General features: G+C 73.2%; 27 protein-coding genes. 14 read left to right on the forward strand and 13 right to left on the reverse strand.

Features of this window, described 5'->3' with window-relative positions; genetic code table 11:
• Positions 1 to 99 precede the first annotated feature (99 nt).
• On the reverse strand, positions 100 to 324 hold the full coding sequence (locus ACWEJX_RS08165; RefSeq protein ID WP_451606707.1) for a hypothetical protein: 225 nt from the start codon (positions 322 to 324) through the stop codon (positions 100 to 102).
• Positions 325 to 500: 176 nt separating this feature from the next.
• The gene (locus tag ACWEJX_RS08170; protein WP_451606708.1) at positions 501 to 1,712 is read right to left on the reverse strand and encodes a GNAT family N-acetyltransferase; all 1,212 of its coding nucleotides are present in this window, start codon (positions 1,710 to 1,712) and stop codon (positions 501 to 503) included.
• Between the two features lie 115 nt (positions 1,713 to 1,827).
• On the opposite strand from ACWEJX_RS08170, the gene ACWEJX_RS08175 reads away from it, so the two are divergent.
• Positions 1,828 to 2,400 (forward strand): GNAT family N-acetyltransferase, encoded by a 573-nt coding sequence (locus ACWEJX_RS08175; RefSeq protein ID WP_451606709.1) that lies wholly within the window; start codon positions 1,828 to 1,830, stop codon positions 2,398 to 2,400.
• Between the two features lie 12 nt (positions 2,401 to 2,412).
• On the opposite strand, the gene ACWEJX_RS08180 is transcribed toward ACWEJX_RS08175, so the two are convergent.
• Together ACWEJX_RS08180 and ACWEJX_RS08185 are read right to left on the reverse strand one after the other, a co-directional pair.
• Entirely contained in the window at positions 2,413 to 3,294 is an 882-nt protein-coding gene (locus tag ACWEJX_RS08180; RefSeq protein ID WP_451606710.1) for a transglutaminase family protein, read from the reverse strand.
• Positions 3,291 to 4,307 carry a GNAT family N-acetyltransferase gene (locus tag ACWEJX_RS08185; RefSeq protein ID WP_451606711.1) on the reverse strand — a complete coding sequence of 339 codons (1,017 nt, stop codon included), beginning with the start codon at positions 4,305 to 4,307 and terminating at the stop codon, positions 3,291 to 3,293. Before ACWEJX_RS08185 ends, ACWEJX_RS08180 begins: the two co-directional genes overlap by 4 nt.
• A 112-nt stretch (positions 4,308 to 4,419) precedes the next feature.
• Here ACWEJX_RS08185 and fdxA point away from each other — a divergent pair, with 112 nt between their 5' ends.
• Together fdxA and ACWEJX_RS08195 are read left to right on the forward strand one after the other, a co-directional pair.
• Positions 4,420 to 4,740: a ferredoxin gene (fdxA, locus tag ACWEJX_RS08190; RefSeq protein WP_010474859.1), complete on the forward strand. Its 321-nt coding sequence runs from the start codon at positions 4,420 to 4,422 to the stop codon at positions 4,738 to 4,740.
• A 103-nt stretch (positions 4,741 to 4,843) separates the two neighbouring features.
• Positions 4,844 to 5,941 (forward strand): bifunctional succinyldiaminopimelate transaminase/glutamate-prephenate aminotransferase, encoded by a 1,098-nt coding sequence (locus ACWEJX_RS08195; RefSeq protein ID WP_451606712.1) that lies wholly within the window; start codon positions 4,844 to 4,846, stop codon positions 5,939 to 5,941.
• 89 nt (positions 5,942 to 6,030) lie between these two features.
• Here the strand turns inward: ACWEJX_RS08195 and ACWEJX_RS08200 are convergent, their stop codons facing one another.
• Positions 6,031 to 6,399, reverse strand: a complete 369-nt coding sequence (locus ACWEJX_RS08200) for an ATP-binding protein (RefSeq protein ID WP_403792447.1) — start codon at positions 6,397 to 6,399, stop codon at positions 6,031 to 6,033.
• Positions 6,400 to 6,710: 311 nt separating this feature from the next.
• Positions 6,711 to 7,658: a hypothetical protein gene (locus tag ACWEJX_RS08205; protein ID WP_451606713.1), complete on the reverse strand. Its 948-nt coding sequence runs from the start codon at positions 7,656 to 7,658 to the stop codon at positions 6,711 to 6,713.
• A 29-nt stretch (positions 7,659 to 7,687) separates the two neighbouring features.
• Here ACWEJX_RS08205 and dapE point away from each other — a divergent pair, with 29 nt between their 5' ends.
• Positions 7,688 to 8,800, forward strand: coding sequence for a succinyl-diaminopimelate desuccinylase (gene dapE / locus ACWEJX_RS08210; protein ID WP_451606714.1), 1,113 nt, complete (start codon positions 7,688 to 7,690; stop codon positions 8,798 to 8,800).
• A gap of 83 nt (positions 8,801 to 8,883) precedes the next feature.
• Positions 8,884 to 9,633: an LOG family protein gene (locus ACWEJX_RS08215; RefSeq protein WP_451606715.1), complete on the forward strand. Its 750-nt coding sequence runs from the start codon at positions 8,884 to 8,886 to the stop codon at positions 9,631 to 9,633.
• A 198-nt stretch (positions 9,634 to 9,831) separates the two neighbouring features.
• Here the strand turns inward: ACWEJX_RS08215 and folP are convergent, their stop codons facing one another.
• A complete protein-coding gene (folP, locus tag ACWEJX_RS08220; protein ID WP_451606716.1) occupies positions 9,832 to 10,692 on the reverse strand; it encodes a dihydropteroate synthase in 861 nt (286 codons plus the stop codon).
• A 134-nt stretch (positions 10,693 to 10,826) separates the two neighbouring features.
• Between folP and ACWEJX_RS08225 the strand changes: the two genes are divergently transcribed.
• Both ACWEJX_RS08225 and ACWEJX_RS08230 read left to right on the forward strand, forming a co-directional pair.
• Entirely contained in the window at positions 10,827 to 11,183 is a 357-nt protein-coding gene (locus ACWEJX_RS08225) for a DivIVA domain-containing protein (RefSeq protein WP_451606717.1), read from the forward strand.
• A complete protein-coding gene (locus ACWEJX_RS08230) occupies positions 11,180 to 11,818 on the forward strand; it encodes a DNA-3-methyladenine glycosylase I (protein ID WP_451606718.1) in 639 nt (212 codons plus the stop codon). The genes ACWEJX_RS08225 and ACWEJX_RS08230 overlap by 4 nt, the downstream gene beginning before the upstream one ends.
• Before the next feature lie 28 nt (positions 11,819 to 11,846).
• On the opposite strand, the gene chcB is transcribed toward ACWEJX_RS08230, so the two are convergent.
• Positions 11,847 to 12,650: a 2-cyclohexenylcarbonyl CoA isomerase gene (gene chcB / locus ACWEJX_RS08235; RefSeq protein WP_451606719.1), complete on the reverse strand. Its 804-nt coding sequence runs from the start codon at positions 12,648 to 12,650 to the stop codon at positions 11,847 to 11,849.
• A 279-nt stretch (positions 12,651 to 12,929) separates the two neighbouring features.
• Between chcB and ACWEJX_RS08240 the strand changes: the two genes are divergently transcribed.
• Complete coding sequence (locus ACWEJX_RS08240; protein WP_451606720.1) at positions 12,930 to 13,097, forward strand: DUF3117 domain-containing protein; 168 nt, start codon at positions 12,930 to 12,932, stop codon at positions 13,095 to 13,097.
• Positions 13,098 to 13,267: 170 nt separating this feature from the next.
• Here the strand turns inward: ACWEJX_RS08240 and ACWEJX_RS08245 are convergent, their stop codons facing one another.
• Complete coding sequence (locus ACWEJX_RS08245) at positions 13,268 to 13,948, reverse strand: O-methyltransferase (RefSeq protein WP_403792591.1); 681 nt, start codon at positions 13,946 to 13,948, stop codon at positions 13,268 to 13,270.
• A 140-nt stretch (positions 13,949 to 14,088) separates the two neighbouring features.
• Between ACWEJX_RS08245 and sigE the strand changes: the two genes are divergently transcribed.
• From sigE to ACWEJX_RS08270, 5 genes are all read left to right on the forward strand, one after another.
• The gene (gene sigE / locus ACWEJX_RS08250; RefSeq protein ID WP_451606721.1) at positions 14,089 to 14,847 is read left to right on the forward strand and encodes an RNA polymerase sigma factor SigE; all 759 of its coding nucleotides are present in this window, start codon (positions 14,089 to 14,091) and stop codon (positions 14,845 to 14,847) included.
• Positions 14,844 to 15,542, forward strand: a complete 699-nt coding sequence (locus ACWEJX_RS08255) for a zf-HC2 domain-containing protein (protein WP_451606722.1) — start codon at positions 14,844 to 14,846, stop codon at positions 15,540 to 15,542. Before sigE ends, ACWEJX_RS08255 begins: the two co-directional genes overlap by 4 nt.
• An 85-nt stretch (positions 15,543 to 15,627) precedes the next feature.
• Positions 15,628 to 17,484 carry a S1C family serine protease gene (locus tag ACWEJX_RS08260; protein ID WP_451606723.1) on the forward strand — a complete coding sequence of 619 codons (1,857 nt, stop codon included), beginning with the start codon at positions 15,628 to 15,630 and terminating at the stop codon, positions 17,482 to 17,484.
• 106 nt (positions 17,485 to 17,590) lie between these two features.
• Positions 17,591 to 18,034 carry a sec-independent translocase gene (locus ACWEJX_RS08265; RefSeq protein ID WP_451606724.1) on the forward strand — a complete coding sequence of 148 codons (444 nt, stop codon included), beginning with the start codon at positions 17,591 to 17,593 and terminating at the stop codon, positions 18,032 to 18,034.
• A gap of 73 nt (positions 18,035 to 18,107) precedes the next feature.
• On the forward strand, positions 18,108 to 18,710 hold the full coding sequence (locus ACWEJX_RS08270; protein ID WP_451606788.1) for a hypothetical protein: 603 nt from the start codon (positions 18,108 to 18,110) through the stop codon (positions 18,708 to 18,710).
• Between the two features lie 76 nt (positions 18,711 to 18,786).
• Here ACWEJX_RS08270 and ACWEJX_RS08275 read toward each other — a convergent pair whose 3' ends face one another.
• The 3 genes from ACWEJX_RS08275 to ACWEJX_RS08285 are packed head-to-tail and all read right to left on the reverse strand — an operon-like array spanning position 18,787 to position 21,797.
• Positions 18,787 to 19,920 carry an Mrp/NBP35 family ATP-binding protein gene (locus tag ACWEJX_RS08275; protein ID WP_451606725.1) on the reverse strand — a complete coding sequence of 378 codons (1,134 nt, stop codon included), beginning with the start codon at positions 19,918 to 19,920 and terminating at the stop codon, positions 18,787 to 18,789.
• A gap of 43 nt (positions 19,921 to 19,963) precedes the next feature.
• Positions 19,964 to 20,524: a DUF1003 domain-containing protein gene (locus tag ACWEJX_RS08280; RefSeq protein WP_403792423.1), complete on the reverse strand. Its 561-nt coding sequence runs from the start codon at positions 20,522 to 20,524 to the stop codon at positions 19,964 to 19,966.
• Positions 20,517 to 21,797, reverse strand: coding sequence for a magnesium transporter MgtE N-terminal domain-containing protein (locus ACWEJX_RS08285; protein WP_451606726.1), 1,281 nt, complete (start codon positions 21,795 to 21,797; stop codon positions 20,517 to 20,519). Before ACWEJX_RS08285 ends, ACWEJX_RS08280 begins: the two co-directional genes overlap by 8 nt.
• A 289-nt stretch (positions 21,798 to 22,086) precedes the next feature.
• Here ACWEJX_RS08285 and ACWEJX_RS08290 point away from each other — a divergent pair, with 289 nt between their 5' ends.
• Positions 22,087 to 22,917, forward strand: coding sequence for a hypothetical protein (locus ACWEJX_RS08290; protein ID WP_451606727.1), 831 nt, complete (start codon positions 22,087 to 22,089; stop codon positions 22,915 to 22,917).
• 70 nt (positions 22,918 to 22,987) lie between these two features.
• On the opposite strand, the gene ACWEJX_RS08295 is transcribed toward ACWEJX_RS08290, so the two are convergent.
• Complete coding sequence (locus ACWEJX_RS08295) at positions 22,988 to 23,500, reverse strand: hypothetical protein (protein WP_451606728.1); 513 nt, start codon at positions 23,498 to 23,500, stop codon at positions 22,988 to 22,990.
• Positions 23,501 to 23,521 lie beyond the last annotated feature (21 nt).

Below are 23,521 nucleotides of genomic sequence, written 5' to 3' on the forward strand. Positions count from 1 at the left end.
ACCCCCCCCCCCGCCCCCGGCGCCCCCCCCCCCCCCCCCCCGCGTGCCCCCCCCCCCCCCCGGGGGGGGGCCCCCCCGCGTCTCCCGGCCGGCCCGCCGTCACCACTCGCCGCCGTACCGCCGCTTCCTCGCCCGCAGCCACTCCTCGACCTCCCGCGTCTCGCTCACGGTCGCGGCGCGCAGATCCCCCGCCCGCACCGTCGCGACGAAGCGCACGAACCGCACCCGCCGGTGCTGTCCGTCCACGCCGATGACCTTGCCGGGACCGTAGACGTCGGTCCCGGTGTGGGCGACGAAGCTGCCGGGGGCGTGTGGGGTTGCCATGGGGGCCCTTTCGCTGTGTGTGCCGTACGTGTGCTGCCCACACAGTGGCGCGCCCGAGGCCGCCCCCACGAGGCGGACGCGCCCGAGCCGCCGAACGGCACGCGAAGGGACGCAAGGGCGTGTCGGTGCGGCGCGGCCCACCCCGACCGCCCCTGCCCTCCGCCCCGCCCCCGCCGTCAGAACCAGTGCAGGCAGTGCGGTCGGTGGTCCGTGCGGAAGAGGGTGTCGGCCAGGGGGATCGCGGCCGGGTGGTGGGCGTGGAGGTGGCCGGCGCGGGCGAGGGTGCTCGGAGTCGTGCCGCCGAGGTAGATCGAGGCCAGGTCGCTCACGTCCAGGGACAGGTCGGGGTCGCGGTCCGTCGGGGTGCAGTCGGCCTTGCCGTCGCGGACCGTGAGCAGGTAGCGGTCGCGCTCGCCGAGGAACGGGTCGTCGACGTCGAGGACGAGCTCGCCGTCGGTGGACCAGCCGCGGGCGGTCAGGGCGCGCGGGACGTCGAGGAGCCGTACCCAGAGCCAGTCGGTGTCGCCGCTCGGTTGACCGGCGCGGAAGTCCGCGAGCTGCCAGCGCAGCGGGTGGTCGGACGGGACGTGCTTGAACACGACCCGGTCGACCAGGTCGTGGCCGAGCGCGAACCGGGCCAGGGCCGTGAAGGCGGCGTCGTGCGTGGCGACGGTCTCGTCGACGGTCAGGGTGTCGCCGTCGAGCGAGTAGCTGGCGTAGCCGTCCGGGACGCCGTCGGCGTCGCGGTGGACGGCGACGTAGCGCGGGGCCGGAGCGATCGGGGGCCGGCCCGCGCCCCGGCTCCACCAGCGGTGCGGCCGGGACAGCGCGCCGGGCTGGGCGCGGCGGTAGCGGTCGTAGACCTCTTCGAGGACGCCGCCGCACTCGGCGCGGCGCAGCACCTCGACCGAGCCCGTCGCGGGCGCCGCCGCGGCCCGGGGCGCGGCGAAGGCCGCCTGGTGGCGCGGCACCGTCAGCCGCCCCGTGTACGTCGCCGGCCCGTAGCCGTACCTGCCGTAGATCGGCGCCTCGGAGGCCAGCAGCACGGCGAGGAACTCGCCCCGCTCCCGCAGCTCCACGAGCTGGTGCCGCATCACCGCCGTGAGCACGCCCCGGCGCCGGTGCGTGGGCACGACGCCGACGGCGGTCACCCCGGCGGCCGGGGCGAGGTGCCCACCGGGCAGGGTGAGCTCGAACGGGTACGTGCCGGCGGTCCCGACGGGCCGGCCGTCCTCCGTGGCGGCGAGCACGCAGCGGTCCGGTTCGAGCGCCGCCCACCAGACCCCGCCGCCGTCCTCGTCCGGGGTCTCCGGGAAGCGCCCGAACGCGGCGTGCAGCGTGTCGACGAAGACGTCGAAGTCCTGGTCGGTCGTGGAACGGATCCGCATTGCTGGCGCTGCCTCCCCGGCTCGTGGTCCCCCGTCACAGTGCAGCCCCGACCAGTCGGCCGGTCAAACGAATTACGGTCGACAAGCCCGCCCGCGATCCGGTTGGCTGCGTGCCATGCCAGGACTGCCAGAACCGCCAGAACCGCCAGAGCTGCGAACCGATCGTCTCCTGCTCCGCCGCTGGCGGGACTCCGACCTCGAACCGTGGGCGGCGATGATGGCCGACCCCGAAGTCCGTGAGCACCTGGGCGAGTTGCTCACCCGTGAGCAGAGCGACGCCACGGTCGACCTCATGCGCGCCCAGTTCGACGAGCGCGGCTTCGGCTGGTGGGCGGTGGAACTCCGCGAGACCGGCGAGTTCCTGGGCCGGGCCGGCCTGGACCAGGTGGGCGCGTCCATGCCGTTCACGGCGGTCGACGTCGGCTGGCGGCTCAAGCGGGCGGCCTGGGGCCACGGTTACGCCACGGAGGCCGCCCGCGCCTGCCTGACGTTCGCCTTCGAGACCCTCGGACTGCCGGAGGTGATCGCGATGACCACCGTCCGCAACGTGCGCTCGCAGGCCGTGATGCGCCGCCTCGGCATGACCCACGACCCCGCCGACGACTTCGACGACCCGAGCGTCCTCGAGGGCCCGCTCCGCCGCTGCGTCTTCTACCGGATCGCCGCGCCGGCCAAGCCTCCGGCGTAGCCCGGGCGCGGCTCAGTTCAGCCGCGCCCGTGCCGCCTTCGCCCGCTGCCTGATCGTCGCCGCCGCGCTCGGTTCGACCGCGTCCATCACCGTCGCGTACGCCTCCATCTCCGCCGCGCCCGTCAGGAAGTCCCCGCGCTGGACGAGGAGTTCGGCACGTTCGTAGCGGAGGCGGGCGGGGTGGGAGGGGAGGAGGAGGGAGAGCTCGACGGCCCACAGGGCGACGTCGGAGCGCTCGGGGCGGGCGGCGGCCCAGGCGCGGATGTTGTTGAGGATGCGGAGCACGATCGCGGGGGCCGTCGCGGGCCGCAGCATCGTCGGGTCGAGGGCCTCGCCGGTGGCGCCCGCGACCAGGAGCTCGGCGTCGGTGGCGGTCATGGGACGGCCGCCCGCGAACGGGTCGGCGAGGTGGAGCTCGGCCGGGTCGCCGAAGCCGACGACGAAGTGGCCGGGCAGCCCGAGCCCGTACACCGGCGCCCCGGCCCGCCGGGCCACCTCCAGCCACACCACGGAGAGCAGGATCGGCAGGCCGCGCCGCCGCCTCAGCACCTCGTGCAGGAGCGAGGACTCCAGGCGCTGGTAGTCGGCGGTCACGCCCTGGAAGCCCGCGCGCCGGCCGAGCAGCTCGCCGAGGGCCGCGATCCACGCGTCGGCGCCCCGGGTCCCGTACGGCACGAGCCCGGCGAGCCGGTCGAGCTCGATCTCGGCCAGGTCCAGGTCGGCCTGGGTCACCGCGGGGTCGGCGACCGCGCCGACGAGCAGGCAGAGGCGGGTGAGGTCGGGCCGCTCGGACCTGGCCTCCTCCGCGAACTCGCGCCGCCAGTCGGGCCCGGCCTCCCCGCCGGTCCCGTCGAATCCGCCCTCGCCCTCGCCCCCGGCGCCCGCGTCGGTCACGCCTCGGTCCCGGTCCCGCGGTAGTGGTGGTAGTGGTGGTGCACGGTGAAGCCCATCCCGTCGTACAGCGCCCGCGCGCCGTCGTTGTCCGACTCCACCTGGAGCCAGGCCGCCGAGGCGCCCTCGTCCAGGGCCCGGCGGGCCAGCACGGTCATGACGGCCGTCGCCAGCCCGCGCCGCCGCTGTTCCGGGTCGACCTCGACCGCCATGAAACCGGCCCAGCGTCCGTCCACGACGCAGCGCCCGATCGCGGCCGGTATGTCTCCCGTGCCCGGCACGGACGCGAACCACACGCTCGGCCCGCTGCCGAGCACCTTCAGGACGTGCGGTCCGGGCTCGCCGAAGCGCTGGTAGCGCCGCAGCCACTGCTCGTCGACCGAGCGGGACAGCCGGACCCCCGCCACGGCGGACACGTCCGCGTCGAGGTCGCCGATCGGCGCGAGCGCCGCGGTCCGCAGCTCCGCCGAGACCTCGCGGACCCAGCCGCGCCGCTCCAGCTCGGCGCCGAGCACCTCCTGGGTGCCCTCCGCGCCCGTCGCGGTCTGGACGTACGGGGGCAGGTCCCGGGCCGCGTACCACTCCCGTACCCGGGTCAGCGCGGCGTCCAGCGGCATCCCGGGGTCGCCGAGCGGCAGCACCGAGTTGGCCCGCCGGGTGAATCCTCCGGCCGCGCGCAGCGTCCACTCGCCGAGCGGCTCGCTCTCCACGGGCTGCCAGGCGCGCGCGGCGGCCCGGGCGAGCTCGGGGAAGCCGGCGGCGGGGCCGCGGCGGCGGGCCGGGGCGGCGGGGACGACCTTGCCGGCGGCGAGGGCGGATTCCGCGATCCGGACGGTCTGGCCGGTCCGGCGTGTGATCAGCAGCACACCCTCGTCCCATGATGTGAGAACACCGACCGCGTCGGTGAATCGCTCCCCCGGCGTGGACGACTCCGTCACGTACCGAACTGAGACACGTTTTCCCACGTCAGCGGCGGTAATTCGCACTTCGAGGCGTCCGCCATCGGTGAATTCCACAGCTTCTCAGCCCCTCCTGTTCGGATCGTCCCCAAGAACGGAGATACTAGGGGCGGGCATCGACGACACCGCGCTCCCGCGCAGACCAGCCCTATCGAGGAGGAACGACAGCGTGACCTACGTCATCGCGCAGCCTTGTGTCGACGTCAAGGACAAGGCGTGCATCGAGGAGTGCCCCGTCGACTGCATCTACGAGGGCCAGCGGTCCTTGTACATCCACCCGGACGAGTGCGTCGACTGCGGGGCCTGTGAGCCGGTCTGTCCGGTCGAGGCGATCTTCTACGAGGACGACACCCCGGAGGAGTGGAAGGACTACTACAAGGCGAACGTCGAGTTCTTCGACGAGCTCGGTTCGCCCGGTGGTGCCTCCAAGCTCGGTCTGATCGAGCGCGACCACCCCTTCATCGCCGCCCTGCCGCCGCAGAACGGCTGATCGGACGATCATCCACCCTCGGTCCCGTACGGCGACGCCGCCGCTGTACGGGACCGTTGTGTTCTCCGTGTTCTCCGTACGTACGAGGAAGTGAGCCCCCACCGTGAGCGCCCCCGTCTCTTCACGTCTGCCCGTCTTCCCCTGGGACAAGCTGGAGCCCTACAAGGCGACCGCGACCGCCCACCCGGACGGCATCGTGGACCTGTCCGTGGGAACGCCGGTCGACCCGGTCCCCGCGCTGATCCAGGAGGCCCTGGTCGCGGCGGCGGACTCGCCGGGCTATCCCACGGTGTGGGGCACCAAGGAGCTGCGGGACGCGCTCACCGGCTGGTGCGAGCGGCGCCTCGGCGCCGTCGGCTTCGCCCACGAGAACGTGCTGCCGGTCGTCGGCTCCAAGGAGCTGGTGGCCTGGCTGCCGACCCAGCTCGGCCTCGGCGCGGGGGACCGGGTCGCCTACCCGCGGCTGGCCTACCCGACGTACGAGGTCGGCGCCCGCCTCTGCGGCGCCGAGCCCGTCGTCTACGACGACCCTACCGAGCTCGACCCGGCCGGCCTGAAGCTGCTGTGGCTCAACTCTCCGTCCAACCCGACCGGCAAGGTCCTCGGCAAGGACGAGCTGACCCGGATCGTCGCCTGGGCGCGCGAGCACGGCGTGCTCGTCTTCTCCGACGAGTGCTACCTGGAACTGGGCTGGGAGGCCGACCCGGTCTCCGTCCTGCACCCGGACGTCTGCGGCGGCTCGTACGAGGGGATCGTCGCCGTCCACTCGCTCTCCAAGCGCTCCAACCTGGCCGGGTACCGCGCCGCCTTCGTCGCGGGCGACGCCGCCGTCCTCGGCGAGCTGCTCCAGATCCGCAAGCACGGCGGCATGATGACCGCCGCGCCCGTCCAGGCCGCCACCGTCGCCGCGCTCGGCGACGACGCGCACGTGGCCGAGCAGCGCGAGCGGTACGCGGCCCGGCGATCCGCCCTGCGCACGGCCCTGGAGGCCCACGGCTTCCGGATCGAGCACAGCGAGGCCAGCCTCTACCTGTGGGCGACCCGCGACGAGCCCTGCTGGGACACCGTGGCGTACCTGGCCGAGAAGGGCATCCTGGTCGCGCCCGGCGACTTCTACGGCGAGGCGGGCGAGCGCTTCGTGCGGGTGGCGTTCACGGCGACCGACGAGCGGGTCGAGGCCGCCGTCAAGCGCCTGGGCTAGGCCTCACACGTACGGGAGGGCCCGGGGAGCGTGTGCTCCCCGGGCCCTCCCGTTTCTGCCCTGCGGCCTTCTGCCCTGCGACCGGCAGGTCAGCCGCCGAGCGGCAGGCCGCCCATCAGCTGGCCGGTCGGCAGCTTGCCGAGCGCGCCGCCCGTGGGGGCCTCGGCCTGCTCGGTGACGGTGCCCGTGGTCTGGCCGACGGTGTTCGTCGCCTCGTCGGCGGTGTTGCCGGCGGTGAGCTTCTGTGCGGCCGGGACCTTGTTCGCGACACCGGTCGCGGTACCGAGGGCACCCTCGGCACCGGCCTTGTCCAGGGAGGTCAGACCCGTCAGGGCGCCGGTCGGCGCGAGCGACTGGTCCGCGGCGCACGCGGAGCCGGCCGCCGCGACCACGGGGGCTGCTCCGGCCGCGACGAGCAGGGCGGCCTGGGCGATCCGACGGGTCAGGGGGAGGGACATGGTGCTCCTTCGACGGAGAGGACGTGTACGCGGTGACAACCGGCCCCGGGGCGGGGGAGGTTGCGGACGCCGAAGGCAAAGACTGGGTAATGCGTCGTATTGTCGGGCGGGGAGGAAACCGGACGAACGGTTCAGTCGCCCCGCGAGTGCCGAACCGTCACTCCCCTTGCGCGACAAGGGCGTTGCGGTGACATGACTGCAGGCCGGAAGGCTGCTCGGCCGGCTCCTCGCCGCCGACGACGCATGACACCTTCGAGGGACAGGTCGTACGGCTGCCCGGTGCCGTCTCCGGCCGTACGGCGCCCGAACCGCTAGCCCGCCGCCAGCCGCAGCCGCACCGACGAGCCGTCCGTCCCCTGGCCGCCGCCCCCGTCCGCCGGCTCCCACTCGCCCGACGAGTCGTCCGCGACCCACACCCGGTCCCCGTACGACACCTCGGCTATGCGCAGCTCGCCGGCCCGGGCCACCGCCCACTGCGCCAGCTCCCAGCCGCGCTGCTCGCGCGGGTCGCGGGACTCCCGCACCGGCAGCGCGAGCTCGGCGGCCGGCGCCGCCGCGTTCGCTCCGGCCGCGCCGCCGGCCGCCGGAGCGGGCCTGGGGGCGGTCTCCTTGCCGAAGGCCCTGACGACCTCGTCCCGGACCCGTACGGGATCGCCCGGCCGGCCCTTCCTGGTGTCGGCCGTGCAGCTGAGCGAGGCGGGCGCGTGCCCGGTCAGGGCGGCGGAGAGGAGCGTGGCGTCCGGCTCGTGCTTCGCGTACGCCTGCGGGTAGCCGCTGCGCTGCACCTTCTGCGCCGCCACCGTCAGGGGCAGCCGCGAGTAGCCCGGGACCTTCTCCAGGCCCTCGTAGAACCTCGTGGACGAGTACACCGGGTCGAGGATCTGCTCCGGATCGCCCCAGCCCTGCGAGGGACGCTGCTGGAACAGCCCGAGGGAGTCGCGGTCGCCGTGCTGGATGTTGCGCAGCCCCGACTCCTGGATCGCGGTCGCGAGCGCGATCGTCACCGCGCGCTCCGGCAGGCCGCGGCTCGTGCCGACGGCGGCGATCGTCGCCGCGTTGGACGCCTGCTCCGGGGTGAACTCGTACTGGTTCGCCCCGGTTCCCACCCGGCAGCGTGGCGCGCCCTTGCTGCCCGTGACGTAGTGCACTGTCACGTAGGCGACCAGGCCGAGGAGCACGGAGAACGCCGCCACGAACCGGGCGGCGCGGCCGCGGCGGGCGGGAGCGGGGACACGGCGGGGCTCGGACACGCGCCCCACCGTACTGGAGGCCGGGTTAGGGTCGGCACATGGCTGACACCGCTTCTCACCAGACCCCCGAAGGCCGTCCGCTGGACCTCGCGCTGGACGGCGCCGCGCTCACCGCGGCACTGGTCGACTTCCCGTCCGTGAGCGGAACCGAGAAGCCGCTCGCCGACGCGATCGAGCAGGTGCTGCGCGAACTGCCCCACCTCACCGTCGACCGCTACGGCAACAACGTCGTCGCCCGCACGAACCTGGGCCGCGAGGAGCGGGTCGTCCTCGCCGGCCACATCGACACCGTGCCGATCGCCGACAACGTGCCCTCGCGCCTCGACGAGGACGGCATCCTGTGGGGCTGCGGCACCACCGACATGAAGTCGGGCGTCGCCGTGCAGCTGCGGATCGCCGCCACCGTGCCCGCGCCCAACCGCGACCTCACCTTCGTCTTCTACGACAACGAGGAGGTCGCCGCCCACCTCAACGGCCTCGGCAAGATCTCCGACGCCCACCCGGAGTGGCTCGCGGGCGACTTCGCCGTCCTCCTCGAACCCTCCGACGGCCAGGTCGAGGGCGGCTGCCAGGGCACCCTCCGCGTCAAGCTGCGCACGGCCGGCGAGCGCGCCCACTCCGCGCGCTCCTGGATGGGCTCCAACGCCATCCACGCCGCCGCCCCCATCCTCGACCGCCTCGCCGCGTACGAGCCGCGCAAGCCGGTCATCGACGGCCTCGAGTACCACGAGGGCCTCAACGCGGTCGCCATCGAGGGCGGCGTCGCGACCAACGTCATCCCCGACGAGTGCGTCGTCACCGTGAACTACCGCTACGCCCCCGACCTCTCCCCGGCCGAGGCCCTGGCCCACGTCCAGGAGGTGTTCGCCGACTGCGGCGTCGCCGAGATGATCGTGGACGACGAGAGCCCCGGCGCCCTGCCCGGCCTGTCCCACCCCGCGGCCGCGGCCTTCATGAAGGCGGTCGGCGGCGCCGCGCACCCCAAGTTCGGCTGGACCGACGTCGCCCGCTTCAGCGCGCTCGGCGTCCCGGCGGTCAACTACGGCCCCGGCGACCCGTTCTTCGCGCACAAGCGGGACGAGCACGTGCACGTGGACCGGATCCACCACTGCGAGGCGCGGCTGCGCGAGTGGCTCACGGATCTCCACTGAGCGATTCCCGTAATTTCGCTTTTCTTCACCTCTGTGGACCTACCCTGACCGGGAAGATCAGAGAACGGTGAAAGGAGCGGACCATGGGTGTACCCGATGAGCCGAAGAAGCTGGAGGAGCAGCGTCTCGGACCGGTGGTCAGGCGCCGTGACCAGGTCCAGCCCGGCACCACCGACCAGCGTCTGCTCGACACCGAGGGCGACTCGGAGTGGGTGCACACCGACCCCTGGCGGGTCATGCGCATCCAGTCCGAGTTCGTGGAGGGCTTCGGCGCGCTCGCCGAACTGCCGAGCGCGATCAGCGTCTTCGGCTCGGCCCGTACGAAGCCGGGCACACCCGAGTACGAGGCGGGCGTACGGCTCGGCCGCGCGCTCGTCGAGGCGGGCTTCGCGGTGATCACGGGCGGCGGCCCGGGCGCCATGGAGGCGGCGAACAAGGGCGCCAGGGACGCCAAGGGCGTCTCGGTCGGCCTCGGCATCGAGCTCCCCTTCGAGCAGGGCCTCAACCCGCACGTCGACATCGGCGTGAACTTCCGCTACTTCTTCGTCCGCAAGACGATGTTCGTGAAGTACGCGCAGGGCTTCGTCGTCCTCCCGGGCGGCCTCGGCACCCTCGACGAGCTCTTCGAGGCCCTGACCCTGGTCCAGACCCGCAAGGTCACCCGCTTCCCGATCGTCCTCTTCGGCTCGGAGTACTGGAAGGGCCTCGTCGACTGGCTCCGCGACTCGGTCGTCGCGGGCGGCAAGGCGTCGGAGCACGACCTGCTGCTCTTCCACGTGACGGACGACGTGGAGGAGGCGGTGGCGCTGGTGTCGAAGGAGGTCGGCCGGTAGGCCGACACCGTGCCGGGGGCGTCCACTCGTGGCGCCCCCGCCCCGTCCCGCCTACGCCGTCCCGCCCTGCACCGGCCCTCGCGTAGGCCGGCCCTCGCGTAGGCCGGCCCTCGCGTAGGCCGGCCCTCGCGTAGCCCGGCCCTCACGCACGCCAGTCCCCGCCTACGCCGGCCGCCCTCGCCTACGCCGGCCCGCGTCCTACGCCAGTCCGCGCCGCGCCACCGCCGGTGCCCGGTGCCCGGCGATCGACGCCACCATGTCCAGCACCTGCTTCGTCTCGGCGACCTCGTGCACCCGGTACACCCGCGCCCCCAGCCACGCCGAGACCGCCGTCGTCGCCAGCGTGCCCAGCACCCGCTCCTTCACCGGCCGGTCCAGCGTCTCGCCCACGAAGTCCTTGTTGGACAGCGACACCAGGACCGGCCAGCCCGTCTCCGTCATCTCCCCGAGCCGCCGGGTCGCCTCCAGGCTGTGCCGGGTGTTCTTCCCGAAGTCGTGACCGGGGTCGATCATGATCCCGTCGCGCCGCACGCCGAGCGCGACCGCGCGCTCCGCGAGACCGACGGTCACCCGCAGGATGTCGGCCATGACGTCCTCGTACTCGACCCGGTGCGGCCGGGTCCGCGGCTCGACACCGCCGGCGTGGGTGCAGACGAGCCCCGCGCCGTACTTCGCGGCGACCTCGGCGAGCCGCGGGTCGACCCCGCCCCACGCGTCGTTCAGCAGGTCCGCGCCGGCCTCGCAGACCGCCTCGCCGACGTCCGCGCGCCAGGTGTCGACGCTGATGACGACGTCGGGATGGCGGCGCCGGACCTCGGCGACGAAGCCGACCGTGCGGCGGGCCTCCTCCTCGGCGGTGACCTCCTCGCCGGGACCCGCCTTGACGCCGCCGATGTCGATGATCGCAGCGCCCTCGGCCACGGCCTGCTCGACCCGGGCGAGCGCCGGCTCGTCCCGGAAGGTGGCCCCCTGGTCGTAGAAGGAGTCCGGAGTCCGGTTCACGATCGCCATGATCACCGGCTCGTGGGGTCCGAATTCCCGCCGTCCCAAGCGCAGCATCCCTTATGTCCTCCCTCGCGGCCGGTCCCCGGCATCGTCTGCGACCCTAACTGTCGGTGGCGCATGGCACGATCGGCACGGGACGTTTTCCGATGGCGGGAACGACCGGGAAGCTGACGGGGAAAGGCTCGCACGTGTTCTGGTTTCTGCTGATCACGATGGTCGTGGTCGTCGCGGCGGTCACCCTGGCGGTGGTCGGCGGCGGCGAGAGCGAGGTGCTGCCCGAGGTGGCCCCCGAGCAGCTGGTGGACCCGTTGCCCGCGACCCGGCCGGTCGGCCAGGCCGATGTCCATGCGCTGCGGCTGCCGGTCTCGGCCCGCGGCTACCGGATGACGGACGTGGACGACGTCCTCGACCGGCTCGGCGCCGAGCTGGCGGAGCGGGACTCCCGGATCGCGGACCTGAAGGCGGCGCTGGCCACCGCCCGGTCCCGGGACGATCGGGACGAGCGCGGCGAGCGGGGCGAGCGCGGCGAGGAGGACGAGGCATGAGCGACGTGACCACGGGCGAGCGGACCGCCGCCGAGCAGACCGTCGTCGAGACCGTGGGCCGGGCCGTCGCCGGCCCGGACGGGCTGCTGCGCTGCCCCTGGGGCCTGTCGACCGAGGACTACGTGGCGTACCACGACGAGGAGTGGGGCCGCCCCGTCCACGGCGACGACGCGCTGTTCGAGCGGCTGTGCCTGGAGGCGTTCCAGTCCGGCCTGTCCTGGATCACGATCCTGCGCCGCCGCGAGGGCTTCCGGAAGGCGTTCTCCGGCTTCCGGATCGCCGACGTGGCCGGTTTCACCGACGCGGACCGCGAGCGGCTCCTCGCCGACGAGGGCATCATCCGCAACCGCGCCAAGATCGACGCCACCATGGCCAACGCCAAGGTGCTCGCCGAGTGGGCCCCCGGCGAGCTCGACGCGCTGATCTGGTCGTACGCGCCGGATCCGGCGACCCGCCCGGCGCCGCTCACGATCGGCGACGTGCCGGCGGTGACGGACGAGTCGACGGCCCTGTCCAAGGACCTGAAGAAGCGCGGCCTGCGCTTCATCGGCCCCACGACGGCGTACGCGCTGATGCAGGCGTGCGGCCTGGTCGACGACCACGTCACCGGCTGCATCGCGCGCGGCCGGCGCTAGGCCGGGGCGGGCCTGGGGGAGCGGGGGCTCAGCGCCCCAGGTACTTCGGCTTCTCCTTGGCGATGAAGGCCTGCACCGCGATCCGGTGGTCCTCCGACGCGCCGGCCCTTGTCTGGAGTTCGTCCTCCTTGTCGAGGGCCTCGGACAGCGAGCGGTCCGCGCCGTAGGCGAGGGACTCCTTCAGGGCCGCGTAGGCGACCGTCGGGCCCGCGGCGAGCCTGCGGGCGACCTTCGCGGCCTCCTCGGCGAGCGCCTCGGCCGGCACGAGCTTGTTGACGATGCCCAGCTCGTACGCCTCCTGGGCGCTGATCGTGCGCGGGAAGAGCAGCAGGTCGGAGGCGCGGCTGTGGCCGACGAGCCGGGGCAGCGTCCAGGACATGCCGGAGTCGGCGGTGAGCGCCACGCCGGCGAAGGCGGTGCTGAAGGAGGCGGTCTCGGCGACCACGCGGTAGTCCGCGGCGAGCGCGAAGCCGAAGCCGGCTCCGGCGGCCACGCCGTTCACACCCGCGACGACCGGCTTGGCCATCCCGGTGAGGGCCCGCACGATCGGGTTGTAGTGGTCGCGGACCGTGTTCATCGTGTCGGTGGTGCCGGCCTCCTGGTCCTGCTGGAGCAGCCCGACGTGTTCCTTCAGGTCCTGGCCCACGCAGAACGCGCGGTCGCCGGCCGCCGTGAGCAGCACCGCCCGTACGGCGGGGTCCGCGGCGGCCGCCTCGGCCGCGTCGCGCAGGGCGACCTTGGCCGCCACATTGAGCGCGTTCATGGCCTCGGGGCGGTTGAGCGTGATCGTGGCGAGCCCGTCGCTCACGTCGTAGAGGACCGTGTCGGCCATCGAGGCTTCCCTTCGCGTCTTCGCTTCGTCTGACCCCTCAGCATGGCGGAGATCACCCCCACCGCACATGTGAGCTGCGTCAAAGAATCGCCGTCCGGACGCCGACCCGGGGCGGCGAAGTATCGCAGGTGGATCGGCGAAATGTGCGGCTTTGTGAAAGCGCGTTGCGGAAGCGATGCCACCTGATGTTGGTCATCGGGTCCTGTGATGCGGGATAATGACCTGGAAGCAATCGTGTTCGATGCTGACGATGAGCTGGTTTCAGGAAGGGGAACGAGCATGGCGGCCATGAAGCCGCGGACGGGTGACGGCCCGCTCGAGGTGACCAAGGAGGGGCGGGGCATCGTCATGCGCGTTCCGCTCGAAGGCGGCGGCCGGCTCGTCGTCGAGCTGACCCCGGACGAGGCGAAGGCGCTCGGCGACGCCCTGAAGGACGTCGTCGACTAAGGACGCGTCTGTCGCGAATTTCCGCTTCTGCCCCGGTACGGTACCCACCGCACCGGGGCAGCGGTGTTCCGGGGGTCGCTATCGGGGGCGTGCGTCTTCGGAGGCGGTACGGCGGTACGGAGGCGGTACGGCGATACAGCGGTACGGGGGCGAGCGGTACGGGCCGAGCCCTACGCGCCCCGGCGCACCGCGCACAGCAGGCCGTCGCCCACCGGCAGCAGCGTCGGCAGCAACTCCCGGCTCTCCCGTACCGTCCGCAGCAACTCCCGTATCCGCTGCACCTCGGCCGGCTGGGCCGCCGAGTCGACCGTGCGGCCGTCGGCGAAGACGCCCTCGAAGCAGACCAGACCGCCAGGCCGGAGCAGGCGCAACGATTCAGCGAGGTAGTCCAGGAGCTCAAGGCGGTCGCCGTCGCAGAAGACCAGGTCGTAGCCGCCGTCCGCGAGCCGGGGCAGCACTTCGAGCGCCCGGCCCGGGATGAAGCGGGCCCGGTTGCCGGCGAAGCCCGCCGCGCGGAACGCCGCCTTCGCGTGCGCCTGCCGCTCCGGCTCCATGTCCACGGTGGTCAGGACCCCGTCCGGACGCATCCCGAGCAGCAGATAGATCCCGGACACGCCCGTGCCCGTACCGATCTCCGCCACCGCCTTCGCGTCCGCCGTCGCGGCCAGCAGGCGCAGCGCGGCACCGGTGCCCGGCGACACCGAGGGCAGCCCCGCCTCATGGGCCCGGTCGCGGGCCCAGCGCAGCGCTTCGTCCTCGGCGACAAAGGCGTCGGCGAACGCCAGGCTCGTCTGCCGGTTGGCGGAAATGGCCCTCTCCTTGTTCCCGTGGCTGTCCCGTAGTTGACGCAGGCGTCGACTGTATCCGCTGGACGCGGGAACCCGCAGATGGGACCGCGCGTTCATACGGACAGGAAGCGAGCGGGACGTCGGCCGGGCCGGCCCCAAATTCGCGTAAAGATTCTTATCCGGAGCTAACGGGCGAGGTGGCTATGGTAGGGGCTCCACTGGACACCACCAGAGCCGACAGGGGAGGTGCGGCTGCGCCTGTGGATCGGAGAAGGGTGCTCAGGCGCCTTCTCGGATCGGCGGGTGAGCCGAAATCCGTGACTGACACAGCTGACCGTTCCCGCATCGCCGACTCCGCACCCACCACCGCGACCTTCGCTTCGGACGCGGAATCGCAGGCGTGGACTCCGCCCAGCTGGGAGGAGATCGTCAGCACCCACAGTGGCCGTGTCTACCGCCTCGCCTACCGCCTGACGGGCAATCAGCACGACGCCGAGGACCTGACCCAGGAGGTCTTCGTCCGGGTCTTCCGCTCGCTGTCGTCCTACACGCCGGGCACCTTCGAGGGCTGGCTCCACCGCATCACCACGAACCTGTTCCTGGACATGGTGCGCCGCAAGCAGCGCATCCGCTTCGACGCGCTCGCCGACGACGCCGCCGAGCGGCTGCCCAGCCGCGAGCCGTCGCCCCAGCAGGCGTTCAACGACACGCACTTCGACGCCGACGTCCAGCAGGCCCTCGACACCCTCGCGCCCGAGTTCCGTGCCGCGGTCGTGCTCTGCGACATCGAGGGACTGTCCTACGAGGAGATCGCCGCGACCCTCGGCGTGAAGCTCGGCACCGTCCGCAGCCGCATCCACCGCGGCCGCTCCCACCTGCGCAAGGCGCTCAAGCACCGCTCGCCCGAGGCGCGCGCGGAGCGGGCCCTCGCCGCCGTCGGCTGGGAGGCGAAAACGGCGTGAGTGGCACCAGTCCGTCACCGACCCCCGCGGAGCACCACCTCGGGGACCGGCTCGCCGCGCTCGTCGACGGCGAGCTCGGTCATGACGCCCGCGAGCGGGTCCTCGCCCACCTGGCGACCTGTCCGAAATGCAAGGCCGAGGCCGACGCCCAGCGCAGCCTCAAGAGCGTCTTCGCGTCCGCCGCGCCCCCTCCGCCCTCGGCGGGGCTGTTGGCGCGCCTCCAGGGGCTGCCGGGGGGACCGAGCGACCAGGGGGGTCCCTTCGACGACCTCCTGCGCGCCGGCGGCGTCCGCGCTGACGCCTTCGCCACGGCGCCCCGCATCACCCCGGACACCGGATTCCGCATCCACGGGGTCGCGGTCGCCGACCGCTCCTCCGGACGCGGCCGGCGCTTCGCCTTCGCGGCGGCCAGCGCCGTCTCGTTCGCGGCGATCGCGCTGAGCGGCTCCCTGCCCCTCGACGCGCGCGGCGGCCAGGGCACCGGCAGCAACGTGACACCGCTGCGGGCGCCCGCGACCTTCGCGTCCGGCTCGCGCCGCGCCGACCAGACACCGACGCCCTCGGCGCCGTCGGTCGTCCCGGCCCGGCTCGAACTGTCCCCGTTCGCCCGCTCGGTGAACCCGGCCCTGCGGATCGCCTACGCGCCCGCGCCCTCCCCGACCGCCACCCCTGCCCCCGGCCCCTCCCACCGCTGACCGGCGACCTGGTTGAATCCTGGGGCAGGGGCGCGCCGCCCGACGATCCGGGCGGCGCGGACAGGTCATCTGTTGCGGGGAGAGCATGAAGAACGGGAAGCCGACATGGTGGAGCCGGCCGTCGACCACGTCCACCGGGACGCCCGCCGACACACCCGCCGGACCCCCTGAGCCGGCGACGGACGACAGCGACTTCACCCTGGCGGCGCCGGCGTCGGCACCGGCACCGGTGGACGTGACGAAGTCCGAGCCCGGAGAGGCCGTGCGGCCCGGGGAGGCCGTGGAGCCGACTGCCGTGCCCGTCGAGACCGAGCCGGAGACCGAGGCGGAGGCCCCGGTCGTCCAGCCCGATGCTCCGGCCGTCGCGCCCGAGCCGGTCCCGGAGGCCGTGGCGGCGCCCGCGCCCGAGGCTCCGCCCGCGCCCGATGCTCCGCCCGTCGCGGCCCACGCGCCCGTCGCGGAGGCGGCGCCCGCGCCCGCACCCGTGCCGCCGCAGACGCCGGCCCACGCCCCCGTCGCGGAGGCGGCGCCCGCGCCCGTACCCGTACCCGTGCCGCCGCAGACGCCTGAATCACCGCAGACGGCACCTCAGGCGCCTCAGGCAGCTCAGGCGCCCCTCCACGCCCCCGACCCGTACGCGACCCCGCCGTACGGTGAGCCGGGGCCCTGGGCCCCCGCGCCGCCCGTCCAGCGGCCCGTGCCGCCGCCGACGGCGCCGGTGGCGGCCGCCGTGCCGCCGGTCGCCCCCGTACCGCCCGCCACGCCCGCGTACGACCCGTGGGGCGCGCAGCCCCTCGTACCGGCCGAGGGCGGCAAGCCGCCGCGGAAGCCGCGGCGCGGTCTCGCGCTCGCCGGGGCGCTGGCCTTCGCGCTGGTCACCGGTGTCATCGGCGGCGGCGTCGGCGCGTACATCGAGCGGAACGGCGGGCTCACCACCGTCGAGCTGCCACAGGCCGACGCCAAGGACATCGGCCGCGCGCCCGACAGCGTCGCCGGGATCGCCGCCAAGGCGCTGCCGAGCGTCGTCACCATCCACGTGACCGGCAGCGGCTCCTCGGGCACCGGCACCGGCTTCGTGCTCGACACGGGCGGCCACATCCTCACCAACAACCACGTCGTCGACGCCGCCGCGTCCTCCGGCGAGATCTCCGTCACCTTCAGCAACGGCGAGTCCGCCGCCGCGAAGCTCATCGGCCGTGACACCGGCTACGACCTCGCCGTGATCCAGGTGTCCGGCGTCTCCGGCCTCAAGCCGCTGCCGCTCGGCAACTCCGAGAACGTCCGCGTCGGCGACCCCGTCGTCGCCATCGGCGCCCCGTTCGACCTGTCCAACACGGTCACCTCCGGCATCATCAGCGCCAAGGAGCGTCCGATCACCGCCGGCGGCGAGAAGGGCGACGGCAGCGACGTCAGCTACGTGGACGCGCTGCAGACCGACGCGCCGATCAACCCGGGCAACTCCGGCGGCCCGCTCGTCGACACCAACGCCGAGGTCATCGGCATCAACAGCGCCATCCGCGCGGCCGGCAACGGCTCCGGCGGCGAGGGCGGCGGCGGTCAGGCCGGCTCCATCGGCCTCGGCTTCGCGATACCCATCAACCAGGGCAAGCGGGTCGCCGAGGAGCTCATCAACACCGGCAAGGCCACCCACCCCGTCATCGGTGTGAGCCTCGACATGCGCTACACCGGCGACGGCGCCCGGGTCGGCGACAAGGCGAAGGGCGGCGCCTCGTCCGTCACCCCCGGCGGCCCCGCCGACAAGGCGGGCATCGAGCCCGGCGACGTCATCACCAAGGTCGACGGCCAGCGCGTGCACAGCGGCGAGGAGTTGATCGTGAAGATCCGCTCCCACCGCCCCGGGGACGCACTGGAGCTGACCCTGACCCGCAACGGCAAAGAGCAGACAAAGACCTTGACCCTGGGCTCGTCAACGGGAGCCTAGGACCTGGCCAAGCGTCCATGTGGAGGACACCACCCCGTACCCGCCCGACAGTTTGGGCGGGTACCGTGGAGCGGGCCGCCCGGGACCGGCGAGAAGGAGCTACAGGGTGTTCAGCGACATAGGCGCACTCGAGCTGGTGACGCTCGTGGTGCTCGCCGTGCTCATCTTCGGCCCGGACAAGCTGCCGAAGGTGATCCAGGACGTCTCGCGCTTCATCCGCAAGGTCCGGGAGTTCTCCGACAACGCCAAGGCGGACATCCGCAGCGAGCTGGGCCCGGAGTTCAAGGACTTCGAGTTCGAGGACCTGAACCCCAAGAACTTCATCCGCAAGCAGCTCGCCGAGAACGCCGACCTGAAGGACCTCAACGAGCTGCGCTCGACCTTCGACCTCCGCAAGGAGATGAACGAGGTCGCGGACGCGGTGCACGGCCGCGAGACCACGCCCACGCCGTCGGTCCCCACGGCGGTGAACGGCTCGCCCGACCTGCTGAAGAAGCAGGACAAGCCGGACACCCCGGAGCGCCCGCCGTACGACTCGGACGCCACCTGACGACGTCCTGTCACCATCCCACTCCGCATAGGTGGCTATCCTCCCTCTGTTGACGAACGAGGAGGCGGCCGAGATGAAGACGACGAGTCGGGTGGAAGCCGACGGCTTTCTGCGCGCGCCCTTCGCCTGGTACGGGCTCGACGAGGCGTTCACCGGGCCGCGCCGGCTGATGCAGATCGGCACGGCGGCGGACGGCACCGTGCAGCACGGCTCCATGGGCCACGGTGACGAGCCGTCGATAAAGTCCGAGGCGGGCGGCGCGGAGAAGGAGCGGTTCGCGGTCGTCGTGACCGTCGCCGCCAACCCCGTACGCCGCAGCGGCGACGGTACGGGCGTCCTGGACGCCACCACGGTCTCCTCGGCCGCCTGGCTGGCCGGCTCGGGCCTGCTGGCCCACACCTGGCCCGCCCAGCTCGACCACGCGCGGCGCGACAACTGGCTGGACCAGCAGACCGAGACGGCCTTCGAGCTCGCCGACGACCTCGACGGGCCGGAGTGGTCCACGCTGTCGCTGCCGGTGGACGGGGTTCCGGTGCCGTTCCACTACCGCGAGTCGGAGTTCGGCTGGGTGCTGGCGGGGTCGGCGCCGGGGGTGCACATCGGGGCGTACGGGCGCGGGATGAGCGCGTACGGGCTGGCGTTCGCGCAGGTGAAGGACCTCAGTCTCTACGCGTGACCCGCGCATACGACGAAGGGCGCCCCGCGGTCGTGCGGGGCGCCCTTCGCTCGTGGAGCTCGTATCGGAACCCGTATCAGAACTTGTTCCGCGGGGTCAGGCCCAGGCTCATGCCCGAGAGGCCGCGCTGGCGGCCGCCGAGCTTGCCGGCGATGGTGCGCAGGGCCGCGCCCGCCGGGGAGTCGGGGTCGGCCAGGACGACCGGCTTGCCCTCGTCGCCGCCCTCGCGCAGGCGGACGTCGATCGGGATGGAGCCGAGGACCGGGACGGTCGTGCCCGTCGTGCGGGAGAGGCCGTCGGCGACCTTCTGGCCGCCGCCCGTGCCGAAGACGTCGACCATCTCGTCGCAGTGCGGGCACGGCAGGCCCGACATGTTCTCGACGACGCCGACGATCTTCTGGTGGGTCTGCACGGCGATCGAACCGGCGCGCTCGGCGACCTCGGCCGCCGCCTGCTGCGGGGTGGTGACGACCAGGATCTCCGCGTTCGGGACCAGCTGCGCGACGGAGATCGCGATGTCGCCGGTGCCCGGGGGCAGGTCGAGCAGCAGGACGTCCAGGTCGCCCCAGTACACGTCGGCGAGGAACTGCTGCAGCGCACGGTGCAGCATCGGGCCGCGCCACACGACCGGCGCGTTGCCCGGCGTGAACATGCCGATGGAGATGACCTTCACGCCGTTCGCCGACGGCGGCATGATCATGTTCTCGACCTGGGTGGGCTTGCCGTCCACGCCCAGCATGCGCGGCACGCTGTGGCCGTAGATGTCGGCGTCCACGACGCCGACCTTCAGCCCGTCGGCCGCCATCGCCGCCGCCAGGTTGACCGTCACCGAGGACTTGCCGACGCCGCCCTTGCCGGAGGCCACCGCGTAGACCCGGGTCAGCGAGCCGGGCTTGGCGAAGGGCACCTCGCGCTCGGCGGTGGTGCCGCGCAGCGCCGAGGCCAGCTCCTTGCGCTGCTCGTCGCTCATGACGTCCAGCGAGACCTCGACGCCGGTGACCCCCTCGACCCGGGCGACGGCGTCCGTCACGCGCTGGGTGATGGTCTCGCGCATCGGGCAGCCGGAGACGGTGAGGTAGACCGTCACGGCGACCTTGCCGTCGTCACCGATCTCCACCGACTTCACCATGCCGAGCTCGGTGATCGGTTTGTTGATCTCGGGGTCGTTCACCGTCGACAGTGCTTCGCGCACCGCGTCTTCCGTAGCCATAGAGAGATGGTACGGCGACGACCACCGGCTGATGAAAGCCCTGTCAACGGTCGGGTACGTCACTCCCGTGCGGACCGCCGTCCGGGAATAGATCCCGCCGCTCCTCAAGCTCCTTGAGCAGGTCCTGGAGCTCCGAGCGCATCCAGTCCCGGGTCGCGACCTCGCCCAGGCCCATCCGCAGCGCCGCGATCTCCCGCGTCAGGTACTCGGTGTCCGCGATCGAGCGCTCGTTCTGCTTGCGGTCCTGTTCGAGGTTGACCCGGTCCCGGTCGTCCTGCCGGTTCTGCGCGAGCAGGATCAGCGGGGCCGCGTACGAGGCCTGGAGCGACAGCATCAGGGTCAGGAAGATGAACGGGTAGTTGTCGAAGCGCAGCGCGTCCGGGGCGGAGATGTTCCACACCACCCACGCGATGATGATCACCGTCATCCAGACGATGAACCGCCCCGTCCCCAGGAAGCGGGCGATGCGCTCCGACAGACGCCCGAAGGCCTCGGGGTCGTACTCGGGCAGGAACCGCGGCCGCCGTACGCGCGGCTGGTCGAGCCGGATCCGGGGCAGCTGCCGCTCCCGCTCCCGCTCGCGCTCCTGTGCGCGCTCAGCCACGGTGCACCCCCTCGTCGTGGAACTCCGTCTCCCGCCAGTCGTCCGGCAGCAGGTGGTCGAGGACGTCGTCCACCGTCACCGCCCCGAGCAGCGAACCGCTCTCGTCCACCACCGGCGCCGCGACCAGGTTGTACGCGGCGAAGTAGCTGGTCACGGCCGGCAGCGGGGTGTCCGGGCCGAGCGGCGGCAGATCGCTGTCGACCATCCCGCCGACCAGCGTGAACGGCGGGTCCCGCAGCAGCCGCTGGAAGTGCACCGTGCCCAGGTACTTGCCCGTCGGCGTCTCGTCCGGCGGGCGGCACACGTACACCTGCGCCGCGAGCGCCGGCGACAGGTCCTGCAGGCGCACCCGGGCGAGCGCGTCGGCGACCGTGGCGTCCGGGCGCAGCACGATCGGCTCCGTCGTCATCAGACCGCCCGCGGTCCGCTCCTCGTACGACATCAGCCGCCGCACGTCGGCCGCCTCGTCCGGCTGCATCAGCGTGAGCAGCCGCTCCTTGTCCTCCTCCGGCAGCTCGGAGAGCAGGTCGGCCGCGTCGTCCGGATCCATCGCCTCCAGGACGTCGGCGGCCCGCTCCTCCTTCAGCTTGCCGAGGATCTCGATCTGGTCGTCCTCGGGCAGCTCCTCCAGTACGTCCGCGAGCCGGTCGTCGTCGAGGGCGGCGGCGACCTCGGCGCGGCGCTTGGGCGAGAGGTGGTGCAGCACGTTGGCCAGGTCGGCGGGGCGCAGCTTCTCGAAGGTGGCGACCAGGTTCTCGGCGCCCTGCCCGTGCTCCTCCAGGGAGAAGCCGGTGACGCCCGACCAGTCGACGGTCAGGGTCTCGCCCTTGCGGCGCAGCGCCCCGCCCTTGCCGCGCCGCACGAAGACCTTGTCGATCTCCCAGTCGCGGCGGGCCGGCAGCTGCTGGATGGCGACGTCGAGGACGGTGACCTCCTCGCCCTCCGAGCCGTCGGGTTCCACGAGCCGCACCCGCCGGTCGAGCAGCTCGCCCAGCACGAGCCGTTCGGTGGGGCGCTGCTCGAACCGCCGCATGTTGACCACGCCGGTGGTGATGACCTGCCCGGACGCGAGGCCGGTGATCCGGGTCATGGGCACGAAGACGCGGCGCCGGGACAGCACCTCGACGACCATGCCGAGCAGCCGCGGCGGGCGCCGGCCCACGCGCAGCATGGCCACCAGGTCGCTGACCCGGCCGACCTGGTCGCCGACGGGGTCGAAGACCGGGACCCCGGCGAGGTGGGAGACGAAGATGCGGGGGGCGCCTGCCGCCATGCCACGCGCCTCCTCCGTGCCGCGCGATCCGATTGGTTCTGCCGTCGGTCGCCGTCAGTCGCCGTCTGTCCTTGCCGATTGTCGGGGATTCTCCGAACTTGCCGGATTCACCGGCTTCAGGCTAGCCGGTGCCGCCGGGGGCCGCTCCGTCAGGGCCGCCCGTACGGCTGGCCCGCGGGCGGCTGCCCGCAGGCGCGTCATCCGGCCCGGGTACGCTGCGGTCTGCCGTCCCCACCGGCCTCCGGTTCCCCCGCCGGCCCGTCCCCCCACCGACCAGAGAGGCGCCCAGGTGACCGCTCTCCGCCCGTCCCCGCGCATCCGCCGGGCCGCTCTGCCGCTGGCCCTCTGCACCGGTCTCGCGGCGGCGCTCACCGCCTGCGCCGCCGACCCGGACGAGGGCACCAACGGCGTGGGCAAGCTGACCGCGCCGGCCATCGAGCAGCAGGCCCAGTCGGCGGCCGAGGGGGCGAAGGCGGTACGGCTCTCGGGCACGCTGGTCAGCAAGGGCGGCACGTTCAAGCTGAACATGCGGCTGAAGCAGGACGGCGCCTCGGGCTCGGTGACGACGAAGAACAGCACCTTCGAGCTGCTGCGGGTCGGCGACGCGCTCTACCTGAAGGCGGACGCGGGTTTCTGGTCGCACGAGGAGCCGTCGACCCGGTCGTCCTCGGACTCCGGTTCCGGTTCGGGTTCCGGTTCGGACTCCGGCTCGGACTCCGGCTCGGGTTCCGGTTCCGCTTCGGACACAGGATCCGAAGCGGCCGACAAGCTCGACGACAAGTACGTGAAGGTGCCGCAGAACGACCCCTCGTACAAGCAGCTGCGCGGCTTCACCGACATGGGCGTGCTGCTCGACGGGCTGATCGGGCTTCACGGCGAGCTGGTCAAGGGCGACCACGGCACGATCGGCGGCACCCGCACGATCAACATCAAGGGCGGCGCGAGCGGCGACGGCGGCTCCCTCGACGTCTCCCTCGACGGCACCCCGTACCCCGTGCGCTTCGCGCGCGGCGGCGGCGCGGGCGTCGTGATGCTGTCCGAGTGGGACAAGGACTTCCCGCTGGCCGCGCCCGCCAAGGGCCAGACCGTCGACTACGGCAACCGGCTGCCCCGTACGTAACCGCTCCCGGCGCCGCCCCTCGCACCGTTCTCGCCCAGCCGCCGGTCCCCGCTCAGCGGCCCGTCCCCGCTCAGCGGCGCTTCTTGCGGCGGAAGAGGAGCTTCGGCAGCGCCGCCGGCACCGCGCGCCGGGTCGTCGCGTCCGACGGCAGCGGTACGGCGGCGAGCGAGCCGTCCGGCAGGTCGGTCGTCGAGGTGCGCGGTTCGAGCCGCACCACCCGGCACTCGCGCGCCCAGCGCTCCGGCATGGCCTCGCCGTCGGGCGCGTTCAGCCGCTTGCCCTTGAGCTCGGCGACGGCGGCGTCCCATTCCTCCGTGCCGGGCGCGATCTCGCGCACGGCGGCGGTCCAGGCGACGATCCGGCCGCCCTTGTCCTTGCTGCGGACGGTGACCTCGGCGCTTCCGCCGTCGACCAGGCCCGGCAGCGGCTGCTCGCCGGGGCCGTCGCCGACGACCAGGGCGGCGCCGCCGTGCCACACGTGCCAGAGCGCGCGGGCGGCCGGGGCCTCGCCCCGCACCCAGATGAGGCCGGACTTCTTGGTGGCCTCCTCGACGAGGGCGGGCCCGAACAGCGCGTCTGTCATGCCCGCAGCCTACCGAGCGCC

This window comes from Streptomyces sp. NPDC004788, assembly GCF_053601115.1.